At 62.3% G+C, this 23043-nt stretch carries 20 protein-coding genes; 12 read left to right on the forward strand and 8 right to left on the reverse strand.

Annotation, left to right across the window (positions count from 1 at the left end):
• Positions 1-1297: 1297 nt before the first annotated feature.
• The 3 genes from VGL22_RS07950 to VGL22_RS07960 all read left to right on the forward strand — a co-directional run bounded on the left by VGL22_RS07950 (position 1298) and on the right by VGL22_RS07960 (position 4233).
• Positions 1298-2038: an RNA polymerase sigma factor gene (locus tag VGL22_RS07950; protein ID WP_465266370.1), complete on the forward strand. Its 741-nt coding sequence runs from the start codon at positions 1298-1300 to the stop codon at positions 2036-2038.
• Positions 2039-2090: 52 nt separating this feature from the next.
• Positions 2091-3113: a HEAT repeat domain-containing protein gene (locus VGL22_RS07955; RefSeq protein ID WP_465266371.1), complete on the forward strand. Its 1023-nt coding sequence runs from the start codon at positions 2091-2093 to the stop codon at positions 3111-3113.
• Between the two features lie 262 nt (positions 3114-3375).
• Entirely contained in the window at positions 3376-4233 is an 858-nt protein-coding gene (locus tag VGL22_RS07960; RefSeq protein WP_465266372.1) for a PDZ domain-containing protein, read from the forward strand.
• Positions 4234-4344: 111 nt separating this feature from the next.
• Here VGL22_RS07960 and VGL22_RS07965 read toward each other — a convergent pair whose 3' ends face one another.
• Together VGL22_RS07965 and VGL22_RS07970 are read right to left on the reverse strand one after the other, a co-directional pair.
• Positions 4345-5250 (reverse strand): pirin family protein, encoded by a 906-nt coding sequence (locus VGL22_RS07965; RefSeq protein WP_465266373.1) that lies wholly within the window; start codon positions 5248-5250, stop codon positions 4345-4347.
• A 60-nt stretch (positions 5251-5310) separates the two neighbouring features.
• Complete coding sequence (locus VGL22_RS07970) at positions 5311-6141, reverse strand: DoxX family membrane protein (RefSeq protein ID WP_465266374.1); 831 nt, start codon at positions 6139-6141, stop codon at positions 5311-5313.
• 146 nt (positions 6142-6287) lie between these two features.
• On the opposite strand from VGL22_RS07970, the gene VGL22_RS07975 reads away from it, so the two are divergent.
• Entirely contained in the window at positions 6288-6830 is a 543-nt protein-coding gene (locus tag VGL22_RS07975) for a DinB family protein (protein WP_465266375.1), read from the forward strand.
• Positions 6831-6945: 115 nt separating this feature from the next.
• Positions 6946-7068: a hypothetical protein gene (locus VGL22_RS07980; RefSeq protein WP_465266376.1), complete on the forward strand. Its 123-nt coding sequence runs from the start codon at positions 6946-6948 to the stop codon at positions 7066-7068.
• Between the two features lie 815 nt (positions 7069-7883).
• Here VGL22_RS07980 and VGL22_RS07985 read toward each other — a convergent pair.
• From VGL22_RS07985 to VGL22_RS07995, 3 genes are all read right to left on the reverse strand, one after another.
• Entirely contained in the window at positions 7884-8708 is an 825-nt protein-coding gene (locus VGL22_RS07985) for a phosphatase PAP2 family protein (RefSeq protein ID WP_465266377.1), read from the reverse strand.
• An 86-nt stretch (positions 8709-8794) separates the two neighbouring features.
• Positions 8795-10357, reverse strand: coding sequence for a GH1 family beta-glucosidase (locus tag VGL22_RS07990; RefSeq protein ID WP_465266378.1), 1563 nt, complete (start codon positions 10355-10357; stop codon positions 8795-8797).
• 114 nt (positions 10358-10471) lie between these two features.
• Entirely contained in the window at positions 10472-11062 is a 591-nt protein-coding gene (locus tag VGL22_RS07995) for a gamma carbonic anhydrase family protein (protein WP_465266379.1), read from the reverse strand.
• Positions 11063-11346: 284 nt separating this feature from the next.
• Between VGL22_RS07995 and rpsU the strand changes: the two genes are divergently transcribed.
• Entirely contained in the window at positions 11347-11544 is a 198-nt protein-coding gene (gene rpsU, locus VGL22_RS08000) for a 30S ribosomal protein S21 (protein ID WP_105487551.1), read from the forward strand.
• Positions 11545-11858: 314 nt separating this feature from the next.
• On the forward strand, positions 11859-12167 hold the full coding sequence (locus tag VGL22_RS08005) for a zinc-ribbon domain containing protein (RefSeq protein WP_465266380.1): 309 nt from the start codon (positions 11859-11861) through the stop codon (positions 12165-12167).
• Positions 12168-12203: 36 nt separating this feature from the next.
• Here the strand turns inward: VGL22_RS08005 and purD are convergent, their stop codons facing one another.
• Positions 12204-13481 (reverse strand): phosphoribosylamine--glycine ligase, encoded by a 1278-nt coding sequence (purD, locus tag VGL22_RS08010; protein WP_465266381.1) that lies wholly within the window; start codon positions 13479-13481, stop codon positions 12204-12206.
• A 271-nt stretch (positions 13482-13752) separates the two neighbouring features.
• Here purD and VGL22_RS08015 point away from each other — a divergent pair, with 271 nt between their 5' ends.
• The 3 genes from VGL22_RS08015 to lpdA all read left to right on the forward strand — a co-directional run bounded on the left by VGL22_RS08015 (position 13753) and on the right by lpdA (position 16505).
• Positions 13753-13941: a hypothetical protein gene (locus tag VGL22_RS08015; RefSeq protein ID WP_465266382.1), complete on the forward strand. Its 189-nt coding sequence runs from the start codon at positions 13753-13755 to the stop codon at positions 13939-13941.
• Positions 13942-14919 (forward strand): tRNA (adenosine(37)-N6)-dimethylallyltransferase MiaA, encoded by a 978-nt coding sequence (gene miaA, locus VGL22_RS08020; RefSeq protein WP_465266383.1) that lies wholly within the window; start codon positions 13942-13944, stop codon positions 14917-14919. It abuts the gene before it with no gap.
• A 158-nt stretch (positions 14920-15077) separates the two neighbouring features.
• Positions 15078-16505 (forward strand): dihydrolipoyl dehydrogenase, encoded by a 1428-nt coding sequence (gene lpdA, locus VGL22_RS08025; RefSeq protein WP_465266384.1) that lies wholly within the window; start codon positions 15078-15080, stop codon positions 16503-16505.
• A 101-nt stretch (positions 16506-16606) separates the two neighbouring features.
• Here the strand turns inward: lpdA and VGL22_RS08030 are convergent, their stop codons facing one another.
• Positions 16607-19537, reverse strand: a complete 2931-nt coding sequence (locus VGL22_RS08030; RefSeq protein WP_465266385.1) for a DUF3857 domain-containing protein — start codon at positions 19535-19537, stop codon at positions 16607-16609.
• 251 nt (positions 19538-19788) lie between these two features.
• On the opposite strand from VGL22_RS08030, the gene VGL22_RS08035 reads away from it, so the two are divergent.
• The gene (locus VGL22_RS08035; protein ID WP_465266386.1) at positions 19789-20613 is read left to right on the forward strand and encodes a sugar phosphate isomerase/epimerase family protein; all 825 of its coding nucleotides are present in this window, start codon (positions 19789-19791) and stop codon (positions 20611-20613) included.
• 274 nt (positions 20614-20887) lie between these two features.
• On the forward strand, positions 20888-22438 hold the full coding sequence (locus VGL22_RS08040; protein WP_465266387.1) for an Ig domain-containing protein: 1551 nt from the start codon (positions 20888-20890) through the stop codon (positions 22436-22438).
• Between the two features lie 65 nt (positions 22439-22503).
• On the opposite strand, the gene VGL22_RS08045 is transcribed toward VGL22_RS08040, so the two are convergent.
• Positions 22504-23043: HypE family hydrogenase expression/formation protein (locus VGL22_RS08045; protein ID WP_465266388.1), on the reverse strand; the 540-nt coding region annotated here is incomplete at its 5' end.

The raw sequence follows: 23043 nt of genomic DNA on the forward strand, positions 1-23043 counted from the left end.
CTTTCCGACAAACTCTTGTCCGCCAATGCGACGACACAGTCCCGGAGGGACGGCAGGACGTTAGCCCAGGACAAAGTCCTGGGTATGCAGCCCAATGAAATTGCCGGAGCCCCGCAAGGGGCGGTGGAAATCGCAAGGACCCAAACTGTTCATGAGGAGCGCAGCGAAGGACCTGCTGTAATCGTCGTCGTGAGTTCAGAGGCAACGGCACAGCTGCGGTTCAATACCGAAAATCAAACCTGAAACTTCCCCTCCGCCTCACTCGCGCGGCGCGAGCAACATGTGGAATGAACCCAGATGTCCGCCAATGCGACGACACAGTCCCGGAGGGACGTCAGGACGTTAGCCCAGGACAAAGTCCTGGGTATGCAGCCCAATGAAATCGCCGGAGCCCCGCAAGGGGCGGTGGAAATCGCAAGGAACCAAACTGTTCATGCGGAGCGCAGCGAAGGCCCTGCGGTAATCGTCGTGGTGAGCTCAGAGGCAACGGCACAGTTGCGGTTCAATACCGAAAATCCAACCTGAAACTTTCCCCTCCGCCCCACTCGCGCGGCGCAAGCAACATGTGGAATGAACCGAGATGTCCGCCCATGCGACGACACAGTCCCGGAGGGACGGCAGGACGTTAGCCCAGGACATAGTCCTGGGGTATGCAGCCCAATAAAATTGACGGAGATATCCGCCCATGCGACGACACAGTCCCGGAGGGACGGCAGGACGTTAGCCCAGGACAAAGTCCTGGGTATGCAGCCCAATGAAATCGCCGGAGCCCCGCAAGGGGCGGTGGAAATCGCAAGGAACCAAACTGTGACCGCCAGCACAGCGTCGCTCCAGCACTTGAGTCACAATCACAAGGTGCCGGTACTTGGGAACCATTGCGTCGCGGGAACGATCATTGGCAGAAGCTCCCAAATGTTGACCACAAAATTAACAAATAACGCAAAAAGTTTTGCACAGATGGGCTTGACAAGGTTTCCAAAATTTTACCTGGAATCTGTAACTTACACCGAAGTCCGGGAACCAGACTTCTCCTGTTGTTCGCTCAGTAGACAGAATTTTTGGTAACATGTTACTAAAGAGTTCGCCGAGTCGATTTTGAGCAATCGTTACCACTTGGTAACTTCTTCTCAGCATTCCCACCGTTCTGCCGGCGCCCGGCTCCAGATTCCCGGGCTCCTGCCCCGCGATGAAAACTCCCCTGATCTGTCCCACCTTCGGCCCTTCCCGCTCACAATTCCCCCGCCCCATCGTCCATTCCTATGCAATAGAACGATTTCCCTCTCCCCACGGAGACCTGATGGCTACCGATGCGGTAACTTACCCGGTTCACGCTCTCAATCCAGCTGCATCCCTGCCGTTTGCCCCCGCCGGAGCGGTACAATCCACCCCAGGGACGGGGAGTGGCTTGACCGTAACCAGGGCAATGGATAATCCCAATCGCGGACAAAGCCGTGCGGAATCCCGCACGCCCGAGACGGAGCTCATCCGCGAAGCCCAGGCCGGCAACCGCGCTGCCTTTGACGGCCTCGTCAAGCAGTACGAGCAGCAGGTCCTGCGCCTCGCCATGCACCTTACCGGCTCCGAACAGGACGCCGAAGACATCTATCAGGAGGCGTTCCTCAAGGCCTACCGCTACATCGGCAACTTCCGCTTTGAGTGCTCCTTCTACACCTGGATCTACCGCATCGTCACCAACCTCTGCCTCGATCAACTCCGCCGTCGCAAGACCCGCCGCGAAGATCAGGCCGTCATCACCGATCACTCCGGCGATGAGATCGACATCCTTGCCTCCGTCTCCGACGACCGCTCCTTCTCCAATCCCGCCAAGGAACTGGATCGCAAAGTGCTCGGCAACCGCATTCAGGACGCGCTCTCCAAGCTCACACCCCGCGAGCGCATGGTCTTCGAACTGAAGCACTACCAGGGTCTCCGCCTGCGCACCATCGGAGAGATGTTGAACACAACAGAAGAAACCGCCAAGAACACGCTCTTTCGCGCGACCAAGAAACTGAGATCGCAACTGGCGGGCCTGCGGTAAGCACTTTGCGCCGCGGCATCGAACCACTTTTTGAGGCTGTGAGGACGTTAAGATGAACTGCGAATTAGCACACGAGCGCATTGTGATGGGCGCCTACGGCGAACTGCCCGACGATGCCGCTCATGAACTCGACCGCCACCTGGCCACCTGCGCCGGCTGCGCCCAGGAGAAAGAACAGCTGCTGGCCCTCAAGCTGCTCGCCGACGCCTACCCGGTGTGCGATCCCGATCCCAATCTGATGGCGCGCTCCCGGATGCGCCTCGAAGAAGCGCTGGACCAGATCCCTCCCAAGCGCTGGTTTGAGCGGCTGCTCCAAAGATTGCGCAACAACGCCGCCACCCTGCAGGCCGCGCCCATTGCCGCGTCGCTCCTGATCGTCGTCGGCGCCGGCGCCGGCTCCCTCGCGGGCTATCACGTTGCCGAGATCCACGCCGTCAAGGTCGCCGACGCTGCCGCGCAGGCGGGACAGATCCAGGCTGCCGTCCCCCAGGATGGCGCCTCCGCGCAAGCGGGCACACTGCAGCCGCAGCAGGACGGCACCGAAGCGCCACTATCCGCACCACAGGTGGCCAGCATCGTCCACCAGCCCAACAGCGAGTTCGTCGAGGTGCACTACAACCAGCTCACGTCTCACAAGCTTCGCGGCACCCTCGATGACCCACGCATCCGCCGCCTGCTGATGGTGGCCTCCGCCAATGCAGCCAATCCCGGCCTGCGCGATGACTCCGTGGGCCTGCTGGCAGACGAGTGCCGCGCCGGCCACCAGTGCGGCACCATCCGTGACGCCCTGCTGGTAGCCCTGCGCTACGACCGAAGCGCCGCGGTTCGCCAGAAAGCCCTCGAAGGCCTCCAGCCCTACGTGGCCGAGGATCTGGGCGTTCGCGATGCCGTGCTTGAAGCGCTGCTCAACGACCCCGACCCGCGCATCCGGACAGACGCCATCAATATGCTGGAGCCGGTCGACGCCGATACCAGCGTGCGCCAGGTGCTGCAGTCCGTGGCCAACACGGATCAAAATCCGCACATCCGCACCGTCTCGCGCCAGGTTCTGAGCCACGTCGGCGAGATCCAGTAGCAGCGCGGTTCGGACAAGTTGCGGCGGTTGGAAGTCGTTCAGTTCTCATTTTTCAGACGTCCGGCGACGGATAACTGACACCCGTGGACACGTCGTAATTAAAATTTAGAGTTTCGTTCGGCAAATCAGTTCCCAGGGCGTCCAAGACACCAGGAGGGAGAAGTTCGAAAGCTATGGAAAACTCCCTCAAAATCTCGTACAGTGGTTCCGGTCAACCCGCCTTTAGAGCGGGTGCCGGCAAGGAACTTCGGAGACAGTCAAAATGAAGTGCTTTTTGAGGCCATATCTCTACGCAGGAGCTGGACTGCTGGCGTTTGCCGCCGCCGTCGCACCCCACGGCGCCTCCGCCCAGTCAGGAATCTCCCACTTTTTTCAGCAACTCAACCCCCTGCTCTCGCACTCCACGCCCGGATACCTTGGCGTCCTCGTCACCAACGTCGATAACGACTCCGTCCAGAAGCTGAAACTCAAGGACAGTAAAGGCGCGATCGTGACCCTCATTGACCACGACGCCCCCGCCGGTGCGGCGCTGCGCCTCAGTGACGTGATCCTTTCGGTCAATGGAGAGACGATCGACGGTGCCGAGCATTTCAGCCGCATCCTCAAAGAAGTCCCCGCCGGCAAGAAGGTGACGCTTGTCATCAGCCGTGATGGCGCGCAGCAGTCCCTCGTCCTGCAACTCGTCGATCGCAAGGCCATGGAGCAGGAAGTGTGGAACAAGATGAACTCCTCCGCGTTCCCGCCGCCTCCCAAAGGAATGGGCATACTGCAGGGCACCGGCGGCGGTGATGCCATGTCCGGCTCCTACTCCACCCTCTTTACCTCCAGCCTCAACGTGGGCGCCATGGTGGAGCCCCTGGCCGGCCAGATGGCCGACTATCTCGGACTCGCCGCCGGCGTCATGGTAAAGCAGGTGGCCCACCGCAGCGAAGCCGACGTGGCCGGCCTCAAAGAGCACGACGTCATCCTCAAGGTGGGCAACGAAAACGTCACCACCTCGGCCGACTGGGACCGCGAACTTCGTTCCAACGAGGGCAAGTCGGTCCAGGTGACTGTACTCCGCGACCGCCGCCAGCAGGTGCTCACCCTCCAGGTCGACTCCAAACACCACCGCAAGTAGACCGCTTCTGGCAAAAAAAGGCGGGCATCCGATGACTCGGAGACCCGCCTTTCCACTGCTCTTCTTCGCCGCCGCTTGGTGCCCAGGCGCGATCCGACGCACCGCAGCTGCTTAGCGGTGTTTGATGAACTTCCCGCTCTGCAACTCGCTCATCGCCTGCTTCAGTTGTTCCTGTGTGTTCATCACGATAGGGCCGTACCACGCTACCGGCTCCTCGAGCGGCTTGCCTGAAACCAGCAGGAATCTGATACCTTCAGGTCCGGCCTGAACCACGATCTCATCCCCGCGGTCGAACAGCACAAGGGAGTGGTTTTTGGCGTCGTACACCGGCGTGGCGTTCGGGTCGGCGCCGGATTCCGTCAATACCGCCTGCGGGTCGCTGGCATCGCGGAAAACTCCCTCTCCGGCGAAGACATACGCGAACGCGTTGCGCGTGACCTCCACCTTGATCCGCTTCTTCTTGAAGGGCGGAACGGTGATGTCCACGTAGCTGGCATCGGCTGCCACCCCGTTCACGGGCCCGCGCTTTCCCCAGAACTCGCCGCAGATGATGCGCGCCATGGTGCCATCGTCTTCCGTCACTTCGGGGATGGCCGCCGAGGGAATGTCCTGGTAGCGCGGATCCGTCATTTTCAGAGAAGCGGGCAGGTTAGCCCAAAGCTGAAAACCGTGCATGCGGCCGTTTTCATCGCCCTTCGGCATCTCCTGGTGCAGAATGCCGCTGCCAGCCGTCATCCACTGCACGTCTCCCGCAGTCATGCGGCCCTTGTTGCCCAGGCTGTCGCCGTGCTGCACCTCGCCCGCCAACACATAGGTGATGGTCTCGATGCCGCGGTGCGGGTGCCAGGGGAAGCCGGCAAGATAGTCGCGCGGGTTCTCGTTGCGAAAATCGTCCAGCAGAAGAAAGGGATCGAACTCCTTGGTTTTGCCAAAACCGAAGGCGCGCTCCAGCTTTACGCCGGCGCCTTCCATGGTGGGTTTGGTGGACAGGATTTCTTTGACAGCGCGAAGCGACATGGTGACCTCTCGATGAGCGTACAGAATATAGATTCACCAAGCCGACATTCGTTGCAACAGCTATTTGGCTACGAGGCGCGGGCTACCTGCGTCGGCAACGCTACTGGACTTCTCCTGCTCAAGTTCCATCGGCCGCCCTGCGATGTTCTGCGCCACCACCCAGGCCGCCGCCCCGATCGCCCAGGAGATCGCCAGGGCCGTCCAGTTGAGACGGCGGTGGGGGGCGGTGATGGTTGCCGGGAGCCAGATCAGCAGGGTGAAGAGGCTGATCTGCATCGCTTCAGCCCACGCCGCAACGCGCGGCAGCACGCCGAACAGCACGCCCAGTCCGGAGGCCATCTGTCCTGCTCCGGTGAGATAGGCCCAGCCGTTGCGGAAGGGAAGCCACGCGGGCACGAGGTCATGGGTGGGCTGCACGTAGATGATGTGCGACAGGCCGATGGGGACGAGGGCCACGCCGAACAGAATGCGCGCCGCCAGCAGGCTGCGCTCACCGGCGAGCCAGGCGAGGGGTGATCCCTCCGGCAGATCCGCCAGCCGGATGAAGAGCATCCATGCTCCTGTCAGCAAGACCGCGATCTCACCGGCTCCCAGCCAGACTGCCTCCATGCCCGGCGCGACTACCAGCGAGGGCACTTTCAGCAGCAGCCAGATCACGCAATAGGGAAACAGAATGCGTGCGGACCAGGCGGCGGTGCGGCGGAAGAGGAGGCCTGCGCCGCAGGCCAGCATCAGCACGCCACTGCCGTACGCCAGAAGCGTGCGCGCCGGAAACCAGGGAGCCACCGGCTGCCACTGCATGGCGAAGTCGCCCACCGCCAGGGCGAGCACGCCCAGTCCAATCATTCCAATGGCAAACAACGTCACTGCCGGCTGCTGAGAACGGGCCATGCGGGATATCTCCTCACAGCCATGGTGCGCAGGCGAAGCGCAATGCGCGCGCCAAAAGTTATGAACCGGCTTCGATCGAATGTGTGCCGGATCATGCTCGAAGGTATACTTCGGCCATTCAGAGAACTGCGAGGTGATGCGTGAGGATGAAAGCTACCCTTTTGCTTCTGCTGTGTGTGCCGGGGGCGGCGCTGGCCCAGGACCAGGCACAGAAGAAAGCTCCTACTGATCTGCGTGGCGTGCTCATGGAGCAGCTGAGCACCACCAACAGCGCCGAGGACTGGTTTGTGCCGGTTTCGATCGCGGTCGACGGAGTGACGGCGGAGCAGGCGCAGTGGAAGCCTGCGGGCAAGGATGCGCACTCGATTGGGCAGCTTGCCTATCACATCTGGTATTGGGATTCGCGCTCGCTGCAGAAGTTCAAGGGAGAGAAGCCGGCGCCTTTTGACGGCAACAACAACGAGACGTTCGACAAGTTCAGCGCCGCGCAGTGGGACGATCTGCTGAAGAAGCTCCACCAGGAGATGGCGGACTGGGAAGCCGCTGTGGCCGCGGCCGACGATGCCAAGGTGGCGGCTAATGCCTCGCTCATTGCCCACATTGGGGCGCATCGCGCCTATCACGTGGGACAGATCCTCTATGTGCGCAAGCTGCAGGGGTCGTGGAATCCCGACAAGGGGGTGAAGTAGCCGCCTCGGCACAGCCATGCAGATTCGGCCCTCGACATTTGGCTGCGCGCGCCTTATGATCAGTTACCCGGCCGAGTTTGCGGTTGGTTTGAGCGGCTGGGAAATGGGGTTCAACATGGCATTGTTTGCTATGCGGGCGGTAGAAACGCTCTTCTTTATCGGACTGGCTGGATGCACCGTCGTGGTGCTCTTCAGCTGGGTGTCGGTAGTCAAAGGCTGCCTGACCGACGAGAAGTAGGCGTTCCCGCGAATCCAGCTATTTACGGATCAGTTAACAAAACACCATAGTAACCACATGAACTCTTTGGTAATCTGGTTACCAAAGATCAGGCGTTCGTGCGAATGTCGGGCGAAGTCTTTGGCTGGCGTATTGCTGTAAGTTTCTGATTTTTATGGAAGCGTCCTCAAAGTCTGTCAAGCCCACCTGTGGATAACTTTTTGTCGAATTCGGTAATTTTCCAGTAAACATCTGCCCGGCTTGCACCGGGTGTGCAGGGCAACAAAGATGTGTCCGAGGGTTGCGCACGGGAGCATTGTGCGCCAAGTGCAGGAAAGATTCTGTGCCGGCGATCACAAGTCAGAGGGATTTGAAGCGCTTGTTCGTTCTTGCTTTAGCTTGTAGTTGTCCAACTTCGGAGCCGGGAGGCGCGGCTTCATCTCCTTGGGCGCTGTCAGCAACACCCCCGCAATCGCCAGATCGCGATACCATTTGTGATCCGAGCGGTAGACGCGCCACAGGTAGTCGTGGTCCAGCTCCTCACGATTCTCGGCGGCGAGGGTTGCGGCCAGGTCGTCGCTTTATAAGTCCCGAATTTCGCCAAAGGCCGCGACGTTATTCACGAACGTTTCGCATCCAGTCGCACCGTTTCAGCTGCGGTTCGGGTTGACCAGAACGTTTTGAAAAATGTGCCCGTCAGCGCCCCGAAATCCGAGAATCATTCAGGACCTTTGGGTGAAATCCGGTCTGAAGACTGGATTACCGAGCGGGGCTTAAATTCCCGGCCCGGCGGGACACGGGCAGCGTCTGAAACTGGCGGTGTCGGGGCATCTGCATCAGTCAAATGTTGCGGCGCGGTGGTGGCGGTGGTGCACGTAGCGGCCGATCATCCAGCCTACGGCGGAGCCCACCAGCACATCGGACGGGAAGTGGTTGCGGCTGGTTACGCGGGTGAGGCTTACGCCGCCGGCGAGGGTGTAGGCCACGATCTGCGTCAGGGGTCCGTTGTATTCAGAGGCGATGACGGCGGCGGACGACCAGGCGATGACGCTGTGGTTGGACGCGAACGATGAATCGAAGTTCACGCCGGGCTGGAAGAACTTGCCGCGGGCGTCATTGACGGTGGGCCGCTCGCGCCGGGAGATGATCTTGATGGCCTCGCTGACCGCCACGCTGTCGAGGATGGCTTCGCCGGCGAGAACGCCGGTCTCCTGCGCCTTGGCATCGTGCTTGAAAGCGCCCACTCCGAAGTACGCCACCGGCGCGGCCAGGAACAGGCCGGTGAGGCCGGTCGAGGCCGTTTCGGAATCGTGATTCACGGACGCGTCATGCAGGTGCTCCGCCATGAGCTGGTGATCGGTGGAGATCAGAATGGCGGTGGCGCCCACCAGCAGGACGGGTCCGAGGGCGTTGTGCTCATTGAGGTGGATGGGACTGGTCCAGATGGCGCCCTGATCGCGCAGGAAGTTCATGGGCAGATTGCGCAGGGTGGGAGCCTCTGGATCGGAGGGCCGCGGGGCGTTCGGAAGCGAAGAACCGGCCTGGGCCCGGCTCGCAGCCGGCAGAGAGAGAGCAAGGAGAATGAAGGCAAACGTCTTGCGATACATAAAGCTATTGTGCGGGATGGGTGAGAAGCTCAGCCAGAATGAACGAAAGTTCATGGCTGCATGTGCGGCGTGATCCGGGACGATTGCCGGCGGGGCGGCGGCGAGGCTCCCATCACTCAGGGTCTACATGCGGGGGCGGGTCAGACGTCGAGCTTGTTGGCGGCGGCGACCTTGCCGTACCAGTGGCCGGAGTCTTTGATGGTGCGTTTCTGGTTGCGGAAGTCGCAGTAGATGAGGCCGTAGCGCTCGGTGAAGCCCTCGCCCCACTGGAAGTTATCGAGCAGGGTCCAGGCATGGTAGGCGCGGACGCGGGCTCCCTCGTCGATGGCGCGGGCGAGCTCGGCGAGATGCTGGCGATACCACTGGATGCGGCGCTGGTCGGGAATGCGGCCGTGCTGTTCTTCGTCGGGGCCGTCGAGATAGCCGCAACCGCTTTCAGTGATTTCGATGAGGGGATGGTTGTATTCGCGGGAGATCTGGGTGACGAGATCGTAGATGCCGCGGGGCCAGACTTCGAGGCCGGCTTCCGTGAGTGGGCCTTCGGTGGGCATGGTGGCGCGGAGGCCGGTGTAGGGATCGCGGGCGCCGGTGGCGCCGGACTCGATTTCGGTTCCGCTGAAGCTGCCGCCGAAGGCGCGGGTCTTGCCGGCGTCAGAGACGATGCGGCGGGTGTAGTAGTGGAAGCCGACCCAGTCGAGGGGGGCCTGGAGGAGCTTCTCGTCGCCGGGTTGGAAGCCCATGATGTCGAGGGGCGGCTCGCCGATGAATGCGTCGGGGTAGCGGCCCTTCATGGCGGCTTCAAGGAAGAAGACATTGTTCATGGCGTGATAGCGCGCGGCGGCGGCGCGGTCGGCGTCGGAGCCGGTGGCGGGGTAGGCGGGCGCCATCTCGTAGGCGCTGCCAATGGTGGCTTTGGAGGACGCTGCTTTGATCGACCGGTGTGCCTGACTCTGTGCGAGCGCGAGGGTGTGGGCGGCTTTGAGGAAGTCAGGGAAGCTGGTGCGGTTGGGCGGGAAGGCGCCGGCGGCGTATCCCATGAAGGCGATGGCCCAGGGCATGTTGAAGGGGGCCCAGACGGTGATGCGATCGCCGAGGTGTTTGGCGAGGATGCCGGCGTATTCGGCGAAGTAATTGGCGAGGTCGCGATTGGGCCAGCCGCCGCGGTCTTCGAGGGCCTGGGGGAGATCCCAGTGGTAGAGGGTGCACCAGGGGCGGATGCCGGCGGCGAGGAGGGTGTCGACGAAGCGGCTGTAGTGATCGATGCCTTTCATGTTGGGCGCGCCGGAGCCGGTGGGCTGGATGCGCGGCCAGGAGATGGAGAAGCGATAGGTCTTAATGTTGAGCTGTTTGGCGAGGGCGATGTCCTGCGCGTAGAGGTGGTACTGGTTGCAGGCGACGTCGCCGGTGACTCCGCCGCGGATTTTGCCGGGGGAGTGGGTGAAGCGGTCCCAGATGGATTCGCCTTTGCCGTCTTCGTTCCAGGCGCCTTCGTTCTGATAGGACGCGGTGGCGAGGCCCCAGAGGAAGCCTTCTGGGAAGCGCGCCTCTTTGATGACGGAGTCGGGGATCGCGCCGGGTGCGGTGTTCGCGGTCTGGGCGGCCGTGGGGGAGGCGGCGGGAGTGAGCGCGTGATTGCGGAGGGGAGAGAGCGCAACACCCGCGGCGGCGGCCAGGGACCGGGCTGCGAACTGGCGACGGTTCATCAGGAAAGCCTCCGGGCAGAGGTCATGGGCAAACCGTGATTCCTGATAACTATCGCATAGGGATGCCGGTTATTACCCGAGAACCCGGCTAACTTGCAGCCCTTGGTGGGTGCTTCAGGAGGCGACGCCCAGGTCGGGGGTGGGTTCGGGCAGGGGCGCTTGGCCCTGGGTGAGGTCGAGGGGGGCGCTGATGCCGCCTTCAGAGAGGTAGATCCTGGTGTAGTCGAGGTAGTTCTGGGCGTACTGGAGGATGAGTTTGCGGTCTTCGTCGCCGAGTTCGCGGCGCATTTTGCCGGGAACGCCGGCCCATAGTGTCCGGGGCGGGACGACGGTGTGTTCGGGGAGCACTGCCCCGGCGGCGATGATGGAGCCCTCGCCGATGCGGCAGTCGTTGAGGATGGTGACGCCCATGCCGATGAGGCAGGCGTCTTCGACGACGCAGCCGTGGACGGTGGCGTTATGGCCGATGGTGACCCAGTCGCCGACGGTGACGGGATAGAGATAGCGCTGGCCGTGGAGTACAGCGCAGTCCTGCACGTTGGAGTTGGCGCCGACGCGGAGGGAGTTCACATCGCCGCGGAGGACGGCATTCATCCAGACAGAGGAGTTTTCGCCGAGGGTGACGTCGCCGAGGACCTGGGCGGAGATGTCGATGTAGCAACCGGCGGCGATCTGGGGGATTTTGCCCTGGTAGCTGCGGATCATGGCGTGCCTCCCTCCCGAGTTTACGGCACGTTCAGGGTTCAGGGTTCAGGGGTCGGGGTCAGTTGTGAGGCCGAAGTCCCAGGGTTTTTCCGAGGTATGCGGTTTGGGCCGGGTTAGAGTACGCTCAATGTAACGTCTTGAGAACATTGGGGCAGCGGCTGACGGTGTGGGACTGGTGGAGGGCGGGCTGGCGGAAACATTGAATTAAGGTCAGGAAAAATGACTAATGTTCGTGCTTCCAGTATCATAGAAATGCCCCTTGGCAGGTTTGGAGGTGGGAAGAATTGGCAGAGGTTCGCGTACAGGAAGGCGAGCCGCTCGAAAACGCGCTACGCCGGTTTAAGCGCAAGGTTCAGCAGGAGGACATCATCAAGGAAGTCAAGCGTCACTCCTACTACCTCAAGCCCGGCGAGAAGCGCCGCGTCAAGGCAGCTTTGGCGCGCAAGCGGAATCGTAAGAAGGCTCGTAAAGAGCAGGACTAAGGACACTCCGGGCGAAGCCGACCTCTGAACGGTTTCGCCCGGAATATATCCCGCGATGCAGCAGCATGTGGGGTATGATGTAGCTTCTCCCGCGATGCCGATTGTGTTCAAGCGTGGAGGGGGTAGAGCTGTAAGTAGCGCCGGCGCGGAGCTGGCGCATTCCTTTGGAGTCTCCTGGCGGAGAAGCCAATCTCGCCGCTATGCTTGTTTGCGGCCCGGGCCCTGGTTATGGAAAGACGGACGAGAACAGGGAAAACGGGAGCGGCACGCAGAGTGTCAGGCCGATTCTACTTTCCCTCTCGGGGAAGCCGGCCATGGAATTTCAGGATCGAGTGCTCAAGTGTGTCGATTGCGGTGATGAGTTCATCTTCACCGCGGGAGAGCAGCTTTTCTTTCACGATAAACAGTTTAAAAACGACCCCAAGCGTTGCAAGCAATGCAAGGCTAAGCGTGCAAACGGTGGTCCGCGCGTTCGAACTGAGACGCGCACCCGATGCTCGGCATGCAGCGAGGAGACGACGGTTCCATTTCGTCCCACGCAAGGCAGGCCGGTGCTTTGCCGGTTCTGCTTCCAAAAGGCGCAGACCGGGCAGCTCGTGCCGGCGGCGCCGGTACAGCACTAAGGCACGCTGTTTCAATTGAGTAGCTGAAAGACGATGTCAGCGGGGACGTCGAAGGGCGCGGTATGCAATGTCGCGCCGGATGTACATCCCCTGGAAGCGGATTTCGCCGAGGGCCTGGTAGGCCCGGCTGAGCGCCTCTTCCAGATCCTCGCCGCTGGCGGATACACCCAGGACGCGTCCGCCGGCGGTGAGGATCTGGTCCTCTTTGCGCACGGTGCCGGAGTGGAAGACCTGCACGCCGGGAACGCGGGAGGCCTCGTCGAGCCCGGTGATGGGGAAGCCGGTTTTGTAGCGGCCGGGATAGCCCTCCGAACTGGCGATGACTGAGACCGAGGCGCCGGGCGCCCAGCGCAATTCCGTTTCTGACAGGCGGCCGTCGACGCAGGCCTCCATGGCTTCAACCAGATCGCTTTCAAGGCGCAGCAGGATGGCCTGGGTCTCGGGGTCGCCGAAGCGGGCGTTGAATTCGAGCACCTGGGGTCCGCGGGCGGTCATCATCAGGCCGCAGTATAGAACGCCGACGAAGGGTGTTTCTTCGTCCGCCATGCCTTGAATGGTGGGCTGGGCGATGTGGTGCAGAATCCATTCCTGCATGCCGGGTTCGAGCAGGGTGTCAGTGGTGTAGACGCCCATGCCGCCGGTGTTGGGGCCGGTGTCGCCCTCGCCGATGCGTTTGTGATCCTGCGCGGGGAGCAGGGGGGCGACGTGCTTGCCGTCGGTGAGGCAGAGGAAGCTGACTTCGTCGCCGGAAAGGAACTCCTCAATGACAACCTGCTGTTCGCGGGCGCCCAGGAGCGATCCGGAGAAGAGATCGCGTGCGGCTTCGAGGGCGGTGGCGCGGGAGTCGCAGATGATCACGCCTTTGCCGGCGGCGAGGCCGTCGGCCTTGACCACGACGGGCGGGTGGAACATCTCGATGGCTTTTTCGAGCTCCTCGGGGCTGGTGCAGACGGCGTAGCGCGCGGTGGGGATATTGTGGCGCTGGAGGAAGCGTTTGGCAAAGCCTTTGCTGGTTTCGAGCATGGCGGCCTCGCGGCTGGGGCCGAAGGCGCGGAAGCCGCGGGACTGGAGGGCGTCGACGATGCCGAGTGCAAGGGGCAGTTCGGGGCCGACGATGGTGAGGCCGGGCTGCTCGGCTTCGATGACGGAAAGCATGGAGTCGAGGCTGTTGAGGTTGGCGAAGACGCAGCGGGCGATCTGGGCAATGCCTCCGTTGCCGGGGGCGCAGACGATTTCGGTGACGCGTGCACTGCGAGAGACGGCCCAGGCGAGGGCGTGCTCGCGGCCACCGGAACCAAGGATCAGGACTTTCATGGATGCCTCGTAACGGGCTCGGGAATCGCCGATGCTCCGAAAGCCTATGGTCGGATTTGTGGCGGGGGGAAGTCAAACGGGGGGGGCACAGGGGCCGAGGGAACAAGGGAAAAAGGGAAAAAGGAACAGGGAAAAAGGGAAAAAGGGACAAAGGGACAAAGGGAAAAAGGGACAAAGGGACAAAGGGACAAAGGGAACGAGGGAACAGGGACAGAGGGGCAGAGTGCTGAGGATCACGGATCCTATACTGGTGCTGAGCCGGGGAGAGATAGTGGTTCAGACACGGATCAAGCCGCATGACGAGCAGGTTGCCGCCGAGCAGCGGCGCGCGGAGCAGACGCGGGCGTTTCGGCGGAACCAGATGTTTGGGCTGCTGATTTTTGCGGCGGCGATCTTTGTGTATTGGGTAGTCCACACGAAGCCGGGATGGGTGTTGCCGGCGGGATGGTGGCGGCCGTAGATGCAGGCAGCAGGCATTAGGGAACAGGCAACAGGAAACCCGGAGCAGGACCCGCTGGTGGTTATTCTGCTGGGGCCGACGGGAAGCGGCAAGACGGCGCTGTCGCTGGAGCTGGCGGCACGGTTTGGCGGCGAGATTGTGAGCTGCGATTCCGTGGCCGTCTATCGCGGGATGGATCTGGGGTCGGCGAAGGCGTCGGCTGACGAGCGAAAGCGGGCGCCGCATCATCTGATCGACATTGCCGATCCCGATGAGCCGATGACGGCGGGAGAGTATGCGCGGCGGGGGCGGCAGGCACTGAAAGCGATCACAGGGCGGGGGCGGTTGCCGATTGTGACCGGGGGGACGGGACTGTATCTGCGGGCGCTGACCGAGGGGCTGTTTGCCGGGCCGCAGCGGGATGAGGAACTGCGGGAGCGGTTGCGGCGGAGTGCGGAGGCGCGGGGCAGCGGGTGGCTGCATCGCGTACTGGCGAGGCTGGATCGGGGTTCGGCGGAGCGGATTCATGGCAACGATGTGCCGAAGCTGATCCGGGCAATCGAGGTATGCCTGGCGGGGCGCAGGCCCATGTCGGAGTTGCTGGCATCGGAAGACGGGGCGCGCGATCCGCTGACGGGATACCGGCTGTTGCGGATCGGGTTGAATCCGCCACGGGGGGCGCTGTACGAGCGCCTGAACCGGCGCTGCGCGGAGATGTTTGCGGCGGGGCTGGTAGAGGAGACGCGCGGTTTGCTGGGGCGGTTCGGGCGGGTGAAGGCGCTGGATTCCCTGGGGTATCGTCAGGGACTGGCCGTCCTGGCGGGAATCTTGAGCATGCAGGCCGGGGTAGAGGCGGCGCAGCAGGGGCATCGGAATTATGCCAAGCGGCAACTGACGTGGTTCCGCCGGGAGCCGGATGTGCGCTGGATCGACGCGTTTGGGGATGAGGCGGAGACGGTGTGCCTGGCCGCTGGGTTGGTGGAGCAGAGCCGCTTGTGAGGCTGAGGTGCGGAGTCTGCGTCGGTGAGGCAGGGATGGCCATCTACTAAACTGGACCGTGTCAACCAGCATAGGTCGAACAGGCTCGCGAAAGCAGAGCAACCGATGCGTGGCAGGCGCTCGCCAGTCAAGGCATGGGCGCAGGAACGGAGCGAGATTTGGCTGAAAGCGGCAGCACTTTATACGACGTGGCAATCATCGGGAGCGGGCCGGCGGGCTATACGGCGGCTATTCGCGGCGGGCAGTACGGGCTGAAGGTGGCGTTGATTGAGGCGGACCCGAGCCTGGGTGGAACCTGCCTGCACGTGGGCTGCATTCCCACCAAGGCGATGCTCTTCAATGCGGAGATCTGGGATCACCTGAAGCACGCGGCCGATTACGGTATTGCGGGGATCGGCACGCCGCAACTGGACTGGGCGGCGGTGCTGAAGCGCAAGAGCGCGATCGTGACGAAGCACACCAAGGGCCTCGAGTTCCTGATGAAGAAGAACAAGGTGACGGTGGTGCGCGGGTATGGGCGGCTGACAGGGGCCGCTGTCGATGGCGTGCACACGGTCGATGTGGAGGGCGCGGACGGAACGCAGCAGCTCAAGGCGAAGAACATCCTCCTGGCGAGCGGGTCGGAGGCGCGGATGCTTTTCGGGATGCAGCCGGATGAGCGCGTACTGACGAATATCGAGATCCTGTCGATTCCGGAGCCGCCGAAGTCGCTGGTGGTGATTGGCGCGGGCGCGGTGGGCGTGGAGTTCGCTTCGATTTTCCGCAGCTTCGGGACGGAGGTGACGATTGTGGAGTATTTGCCGCGCGTGGTGCCGGTGGAAGACGAGGACATCTCGAAGGAACTGACGCGTCAGTTTAAAAAACGCGGCATCGACGTGAATACGGGTTGCGCGGTGCAGTCGATTGAGAAGACCGAAGCCGGCGTGAAGGTGAGGTGGACGACGGCCAACGGGCAGACGCGCGAGAAGGAAGCGGAGAAGGTGCTGGTGGCTGTGGGGCGCGGACCTCGCACGGCGAACGTGGGCATCGAGAAGACGAAGATCGAGGTGGAGCGCGGGTTCTTGAAGGTGAGCGAGACGCAGGAGACCGCCGAGCCGGGCATTTACGCCATCGGCGATATTGTGGCGGGACTGCCGCAGTTGGCACACGTGGGCGCGATGAGCGGCATTGTGGCGATGGCGAAGATTGCGGGGCGCAAGTTCCGGCCGGTGCGGCGCGATCGCATTCCGGGGTGCACTTACACCGATCCGCAGATCGGGTCAGCGGGGCTGACTGAGGCGCAGGCAAAGGAGAAGGGCTACGAGGTCAAGATCGGCAAGTTCCCGTTTGCGGGGAACTCGAAAGCCACCATTGTCGATAGTCATGATGGCTTCGTGAAGATTGTTGCCGATGCCAAATACGGCGAGCTGCTGGGCGTGCACATTATCGGGCCACAGGCGACGGAGCTGATTGCCGAGGCTATCGCGGTGATGGAGTTGGAGGGCACGGTGGATGAGTTGATGTTTACGATCCATGCGCATCCAACGCTGAGCGAAGCGATGCTGGACGCTTACGCGGCGGTAGAGGGCATGGCCATCAACGCCTGACGCAGCCGAGTAAACCGGATCAGCAGAGTGAGAGGCAAGAATGACCCCGGCGATTTGATCGAATCGCCGGGGTCATTGATTTCAGCGCGGCTTTAGAAGAATCACTCTACCGGCAGGTTTTTGATGTGGATCGGCTTGGCCGTGGCCGGAGAAGAAGCGGACGGAGCCACCTCGATCGCTTTCACATGGAGCTGCACCGGCAGGGTGACGGCCGAGGGCAGAAGTAAGTAGGCGTCGCAGCCACCCCAGGGCGAGCAGATGATGTGCACCTCGCGAACCAGGCGGGCCTTGGAACCGGTGGGCAGGCTGACAGGGAAGCGATGCGCCTGGAGCAGGGGCGCAAGCCTGGCCAATCCAGCATCGCCCTGGATGAGCTTGGCGCGGACGATGCCGTCCGGCAGGTAGGTGACGGCGAAGTAGGCTTGACCGGTGAGCCTGGATTCGCGGAAGAGGGCGCGGGCCTCGGTGTCCTTGTCGAGCTCGGCGCGGAGGCTGCCGTTGTATTGGCCATGGTTGAGGGCGGTCGCTGTCAGTTCTTTGCCGGTGAGCTTTTTGTAGGCCTCGGAAATCTGGTCGGAGACGCTGGAACCGGGAAGGATCGTGGTCATCAACCCGCCGGGGCTGCTGATGGAAGCCAGTTCCCAGGTGTGCGCGGCGGCAAGCTTGTCGCCCTTCTGCTCCAGTAGCCGGCCAAGCTGGAACCCGGCGGCGGGGTTCTGACTCAGCTTCCAGGCAGCGCGCAGGTAGGTCTCGGCGGCGGCAGCGTCATGATTTTCAAGCTGCGCCCAGCCCATACACGTCCATGCAGCCCCCAGCATTTGTGCCCAGGAGAGGGTGCGCATATCGGTAGGTTCGTTCTGGAGCGAATGAGCTTCGAACTCGGTGGTTGTCGTACGGCATTTTTCGGTGGCGGTGGCCAGATCGGCGGGTGTGGGAGCGGGATCGGCGGACAGCAGCGCGAATGCGTCGCGGAGAGGCTCGATCTGCTCCATCACCTTCTGCATTTCATCCGGCGATGCCATGGTGACGGCGCCGGTCATGCGGGGGCTCTTCGGGTCGAACGGAGGTGCGCCGGGCATGCCGATGGGAGCCATACGCACCGCGTCTCCATAGATGGCCTCGCGGAAGCGCAGGTACTTGTCCCAATCGGCGAGGGGGACCTTCTCTTTTTTGAAGATGAGATGACGTTCGGCGGTAAAGGCTCCGTTGGCGAAGTTGTACCTGGAGTGATACTCGGCCCAGTCTTCGAGGAGGTCGACGCCTTCGGGCGGAAACACGTGCCAGCCGGCGGGCATCTGGATGGACGCTTTGTAGACCTGGTCGCCGGGGGAGCCGATCTCGACATCGTCGGCCGGCTTGGTTTGCTTGATGCCGGGTACCAGCTCCCACCCCACCGGGGGGAAGGGCGGGCTGATGCGGCGGTCGTTCCACTCGCTGTACTTCTCGCGCTTGTAGTCGTAGGAGAAGTGCAGCGGCTCCTCCGTCTTCTCGACAGCGGAGACATGGGGCGAAGTCACTTCACCTCCAAAACCAGTGGAAGCGGAAATGCGCTGCAGAAACTCCTTCCACTGGGACTCGGGTACGGCGCGGAACAAACCTCGCATCACGAGTCCGGCGTCGCCCTGATAGGTTTGCGCAATCTGACCGGTAAACTCGCCGTGCTCGTCGAGCTTGCCGGTGGCTTCAAACAGGGCCTGCTGACGGAACGGCAGATCGATGGGCGTGTGTTCCAGGTAAGCAGCTCTGGCGGCCGGGACAATCAGCGCCTGCTTGTCGCGCAGCGTGGCCAGGAGCACACCCACCGGCGCTACTTCCGCGGTGGAATCCATCCAGTCCAGCTTGTCGCCATGGGGCACCACGGTGATGACGTGGTCGAACTGCGCCGGCGACGGCACATCCGGGTCGAGCTCATGGCTGCTGTTGATGAGGGCGGGCCAGGCCTCAATCCCGGCTGCTTTAAGCAGGGCGGCGAGCAGCGTGTGCTTGTCTTTGCAGTCGCCGTACTCGTTTGACAGCACGTCGTCCGCTGGATGGGGCTGATAGCGGCCGATCCCGAACTCGAGGCCCACGTAGTGCGTGTGCAGGGCGACGGCGCTGAAGATCGCGCGGATCTTGTCGTTGTCTGAAGTGAGGCCTTTGGTGAGGGCGCTGGCCCGGGCCTGGATGGCCGGCGTAACGGCCAGCTGATCCTTCTGCAAGGCCTGATACCACGCGCCCACCTGCGCCCAGTCCTTGAACGTTGTGACCTGCACGGATGGCTTCCATTTCTTTGTGGATTTGGGCGGAGCGTCCGGATCGGGCCGGGAAAGATTCTGGCTTGCCCAGTGGTAGAGCTTGCGGCCGTTGGCGGTAGTGATGGATGGCTGCGGATCGACGCTCGCCACGGTGACGGGCTTATCCGCGGGCAGATCGAGATCGAGCTCCTCGTCCAGGGTTACGGCGTTCTTTTCAAATTCATATTCGAGCCAGAAATGCCCTGGGACTTCAGGCTTGAGGGTGCGCAGGATGGTTTTGTATTCGAGGGTGTCGCCGACCCCAAGGCCTTTGACTGCGACATGCTTCTGATGGATGTCGGAGTACATGGGGGCTTCGCGCGTGACGTCCGCGGGCAGGTCCTGGATGTTGTAGTCGGGCGTGACCACCACGGTTCCATCCGGCTTGAGCACGCGTACGTAGGCGATGTCGAGCTGCTGGTTGCCGGCGGTGTAGGTGAAAGCCAGCACGGCCATCTGCTTCACGCCGGCGTCGGCCAGCACACGAACGCGCGCGGTGGTCTCCCGCGAACCGGTGCCGTCGGTCTCTTCGCGGATGCGGGTGAGGTACTTATCGATGATGGCGGCTTCCTTTGAGACGTCGGGCGGCGAGGGAACAGGGGTGGCCGGATCTGCGGCCGTCTGGACGGGGGCTGAAGCCGTGGAAGGAGCCTGTTGCGCGAACAGGGCCGGGAGCGCCGAGGCGAGCAGCAGGACAACAAAGGGCCGCAGCAAAGCGCGGGAGCAAGGCGAAAAACGGCGGACGGAATGACCGCTCATGAAAGGTTCCAGTCTCAATCGGAAGATTTCCAAATCATCTCTAAATAGACACGGGAACGCAAGGACTATGCGGGTTGCGGGCTCCGCCGCCGATCCCGCCGGAACGTTACCAGGCCGTCCCGCTATCCGAGGCGCTCCGCCGCGTCTCACACTTTGCCGCAAACCCTCTGCCGTAAGTTATTGGAACAATGCGAGAATAAGCAGAGCCGGTGTTCTGCATCACGGACGCCCGCGTCGGGGGTTTTCATCGTATGCTGCGAGTTCTCTCCACTCATTTGTTTTTGAATCAGCGCCTGCATCCGGGATTGCTGGAGATGGCCGGACGCGCTGGCGCCGAAGGAGTGGAGATCTTTGCGGCGCGGCAGCATTTCGATTACACGCGGCGCGAGGATGTGCGCGAGCTGAGCGAATGGTTCCGGTCGAATGCACTGCAGCCCTTCTCCATGCATGCGCCGCTGTTTCCCGATCGTGAAATGGGGAGGGCGGGCGCGCCATCAGTGAACGTGATCCATCCGGAGAAGGCGCGGCGCATCGACTCGATGGACGAGATCAAGCGGGCGCTGGAGGCGGCGGAGCAGATACCGTTCAAGAACCTGGTGGTGCACCTGGGCGAGCGCGAAGATACGTGGTCGCAGCGAACCATCGACTATGCGATGACGGCGCTCGAGCATTTGGGCGCGTTTGCGCGGGCGCTGGGCGTGCGCGTGCTGGTGGAGAATCTCACCAACGATGTGACCACTCCCGAGCACCTGGTGACCATCCTGGAGCTGGGCCATCTGGACAATATTGGCGTGTGCCTGGACCTGGGCCACGCGCATATGACGGTGGGGATTCCCGATGCGATCGGCGTGCTGGGGAGCCGGATTGTGTCCTTGCATGTGCATGACAACCACGGCATGAAGGACGAGCACTTGTGGCCGGGCGACGGCCACATCGACTGGAAGGACACGGCGCAGCGGATCAGCGGGTTGACCGTGCAGCCGGCCGCGGTGCTGGAGATTGGCAACGCGCTGGGGGATGTACCGGCAGTGGTGCCGGAACGGATTCAGGCGAGCTTCGACCGGCTAAGTAACTGATACTATCGGGCAATTTTGTTGCGGCACGGTTGGGGGCGCATCGAAAACGCTTGGAGCGGGTCGGAGCCGTAAGTGCGGCAGTCATGCTGCACGGAGCGTGCGCGGCGCCGTTGGCGGTTGCGCAGGCGCCCTGTATACTGAGGACAAGATTCAAATACATGCATACAACGACAGTGAGCCAGACCGCTGCCGATCAGATTTTGTCTGTTATTGATTCAACTTTCCTTGCGACTTTCTGCTGCGCGTGAATCCCCCAAAAAAATCGGAGAATTTCATGCGAAACAAATTTGCACAGGCTCTCGTGCTTTGCAGTTCATTTCTGCTTGCGTCCCATGTTGGAGCGCAGGCGATGCACGCTCCCATTCAATCCCACCCGATGCGCATCCAGTCGAGGACGCTCCCTTTAGCTACGGCCGAGGATAGCTACGATGCGACCGTCCAGGTGTCCGGCGCCACGGCGCCCTACCGGTTCAAGGCCGCGGGTTTGCCGGCGGGTCTGGCAATCGATCCGGAAACGGGCAGAATCAGCGGCGAGCCGAAAGAGAGCGCCGTGGGAACCTCGAATGTGACGGTCACGGTGACTGACTCGAGCACGCCGGCAATCACGACCCAGACTACGGTAAGCCTGGCGGTTGTGGCCTCGGCAGCGACAGAAGTCTGCGGGCAGTTGAGCCTGGGAAATAATGCCAGCCTGAACGGGTTTGTGCCGTTCCTGCCTACGGATTCGTGGGTGACGGACATTTCGACCGCGCCCGTGGATTCGAACAGCGCCAAGATCATTGCGGGCTTTTCCGGATCGCACCTTCATCATGACTGGTCGACGCCCGCGGATGGGAACTACGGAATCCCCTATGTGGTGGTTGACTCCAGCACCCAGGCGCTGGTTCCCATGAGCGTGACGGATTACGCCGGTGAGAGCGATGTGGCCATGATTCCGATTCCGTCCAACGCGCCCGTCGAAGGTGCGCCAGCAGACTGTGCCGGCTGGCCGAACGGCTACGTGACCGACGCGCACATGGCGATTATCGATCGCAAGACGTGCATGCTTTACGAGACGTACAACACCCACCATTGCAGCGGCAAGTGGAGCGCGTCTTCAGAGACGGTCTGGGATCTGAAGAAATTTGAAAAGCGCCCTTATGGGTGGACCTCCGCCGATGCCGCGGGACTGCCGGTAATGCCCGGCCTTGTTCGCTATGATGAGGTGGCTGCGGGAGTGATCAAGCACGCCATTCGCTTCACGCTTTCGAACACGCGGAAGGACGCCAACGGCGGGTACTTTGTGGAGCCTGCGGCGCATGCTGCGGGAGGCAGCACCAGTTCGCTGAACGTGGAGGGTATGCGCATCCGGCTGAAGGCGAGCTTCAATATTTCGGGGTACTCCAAGGCTAACCAGGTGATTCTCACGGCGATGAAGAGGTACGGAATGATTCTCGCCGATAACGGAAGCAATCTCTTCTTCCAGGGCACGCCGGATGCGCGCTGGAACGATGACGATCTGGCGCTGCTGGGCAACATTGCGGGTTCGAATTTCGAAGTGGTGAAGATGACGCCGGCGTTTCCGGGTTGGGATTCTGTCACTGCGCCGAAGGGCTCGACTCCGGTGATTCTCAGCTTCACGGCTTCCTCCACGAGTATCACAAAGGGATCGACAGCGACCCTGACGTGGAATACGAGCAACGACTCGTACACGTTCATCGACAAGGTGGGCGGGGTGCCTGGGACCAGCGTTTCCGTGAAGCCGGCGGCGACGACAACCTACACTCTCTATGCGACCAACCAGGCGGGCCGCACCAAGAAGAGTGTGACCATCACGGTGCACTAAACGAGACTTGTTGATCGATGAGGAGTGGCTGGCGGGATTGTCCGCCGGCCACTCTTTTTTTCTGTTCAGCAGATGCGGGGTAGCTGCTCGCCGATGGGGATGGAGATGACGCGGTTGGCGCCCATGGCGGTGCGGGCGACGAGCATGCGCGGGTGGTCGGCGGTGACGGTGCCGATGCGGGCGGCGTCGCGGCCGAGGGGATAGGCCAGCAGAGCGGAGAGGACTATGTCGGCCGATTCCGGGGCGACGATGAAGATGGCTTTGCCCTCATTGGCGACATAGACCGGATCGAGTCCGAGTAATTCGCAGGCGGATTTGACTTCAGGGCGGACCGGGATGGCGGGCTCGTCGAGCAACATGCCAACGTTGGACGACTGCGCGATCTCGTTCAGTGTGGACGCGAGGCCGCCGCGGGTGGGGTCGCGCATGGCGTGGACCGCGAGGCCGGCGGCAGAGAGCACATTGGCGACGAGGCCGTTGAGGGCGGCGCAGTCGGAGCGGATCCGGGATTCAAATTCGAGGCCTTCGCGGACGCTCATGATAGCCATGCCGTGATCGCCGATGGTGCCGGACACGAGGATGGCGTCGCCGGGCTGGGCGCGATG

This window comes from Occallatibacter sp. (assembly GCF_036502485.1).
Lineage (GTDB): Bacteria > Acidobacteriota > Terriglobia > Terriglobales > Acidobacteriaceae > Telmatobacter.

Bases quoted from the DNA above. Each gene is read 5' to 3' on its own strand.
- purD (WP_465266381.1), bottom strand. From the start codon at position 13,481: ATGAAAGTCCTGATCCTTGGTTCCGGTGGCCGCGAGCACGCCCTCGCC.
- VGL22_RS08040 (WP_465266387.1), top strand. From the start codon at position 20,888: ATGCGAAACAAATTTGCACAGGCTCTCGTGCTTTGCAGTTCATTTCTG.
- VGL22_RS07960 (WP_465266372.1), top strand. From the start codon at position 3,376: ATGAAGTGCTTTTTGAGGCCATATCTCTACGCAGGAGCTGGACTGCTG.
- VGL22_RS08035 (WP_465266386.1), top strand. From the start codon at position 19,789: ATGCTGCGAGTTCTCTCCACTCATTTGTTTTTGAATCAGCGCCTGCAT.
- VGL22_RS07990 (WP_465266378.1), bottom strand. From the start codon at position 10,357: ATGAACCGTCGCCAGTTCGCAGCCCGGTCCCTGGCCGCCGCCGCGGGT.
- VGL22_RS07975 (WP_465266375.1), top strand. From the start codon at position 6,288: ATGAAAGCTACCCTTTTGCTTCTGCTGTGTGTGCCGGGGGCGGCGCTG.
- VGL22_RS08030 (WP_465266385.1), bottom strand. From the start codon at position 19,537: ATGAGCGGTCATTCCGTCCGCCGTTTTTCGCCTTGCTCCCGCGCTTTG.
- miaA (WP_465266383.1), top strand. From the start codon at position 13,942: ATGCAGGCAGCAGGCATTAGGGAACAGGCAACAGGAAACCCGGAGCAG.
- VGL22_RS07980 (WP_465266376.1), top strand. From the start codon at position 6,946: ATGGCATTGTTTGCTATGCGGGCGGTAGAAACGCTCTTCTTTATCGGA.
- VGL22_RS07950 (WP_465266370.1), top strand. From the start codon at position 1,298: ATGGCTACCGATGCGGTAACTTACCCGGTTCACGCTCTCAATCCAGCT.
- VGL22_RS07985 (WP_465266377.1), bottom strand. From the start codon at position 8,708: ATGAACTTTCGTTCATTCTGGCTGAGCTTCTCACCCATCCCGCACAAT.
- VGL22_RS08005 (WP_465266380.1), top strand. From the start codon at position 11,859: ATGGAATTTCAGGATCGAGTGCTCAAGTGTGTCGATTGCGGTGATGAG.
- VGL22_RS07965 (WP_465266373.1), bottom strand. From the start codon at position 5,250: ATGTCGCTTCGCGCTGTCAAAGAAATCCTGTCCACCAAACCCACCATG.
- VGL22_RS07995 (WP_465266379.1), bottom strand. From the start codon at position 11,062: ATGATCCGCAGCTACCAGGGCAAAATCCCCCAGATCGCCGCCGGTTGC.
- VGL22_RS07955 (WP_465266371.1), top strand. From the start codon at position 2,091: ATGAACTGCGAATTAGCACACGAGCGCATTGTGATGGGCGCCTACGGC.
- VGL22_RS07970 (WP_465266374.1), bottom strand. From the start codon at position 6,141: ATGGCCCGTTCTCAGCAGCCGGCAGTGACGTTGTTTGCCATTGGAATG.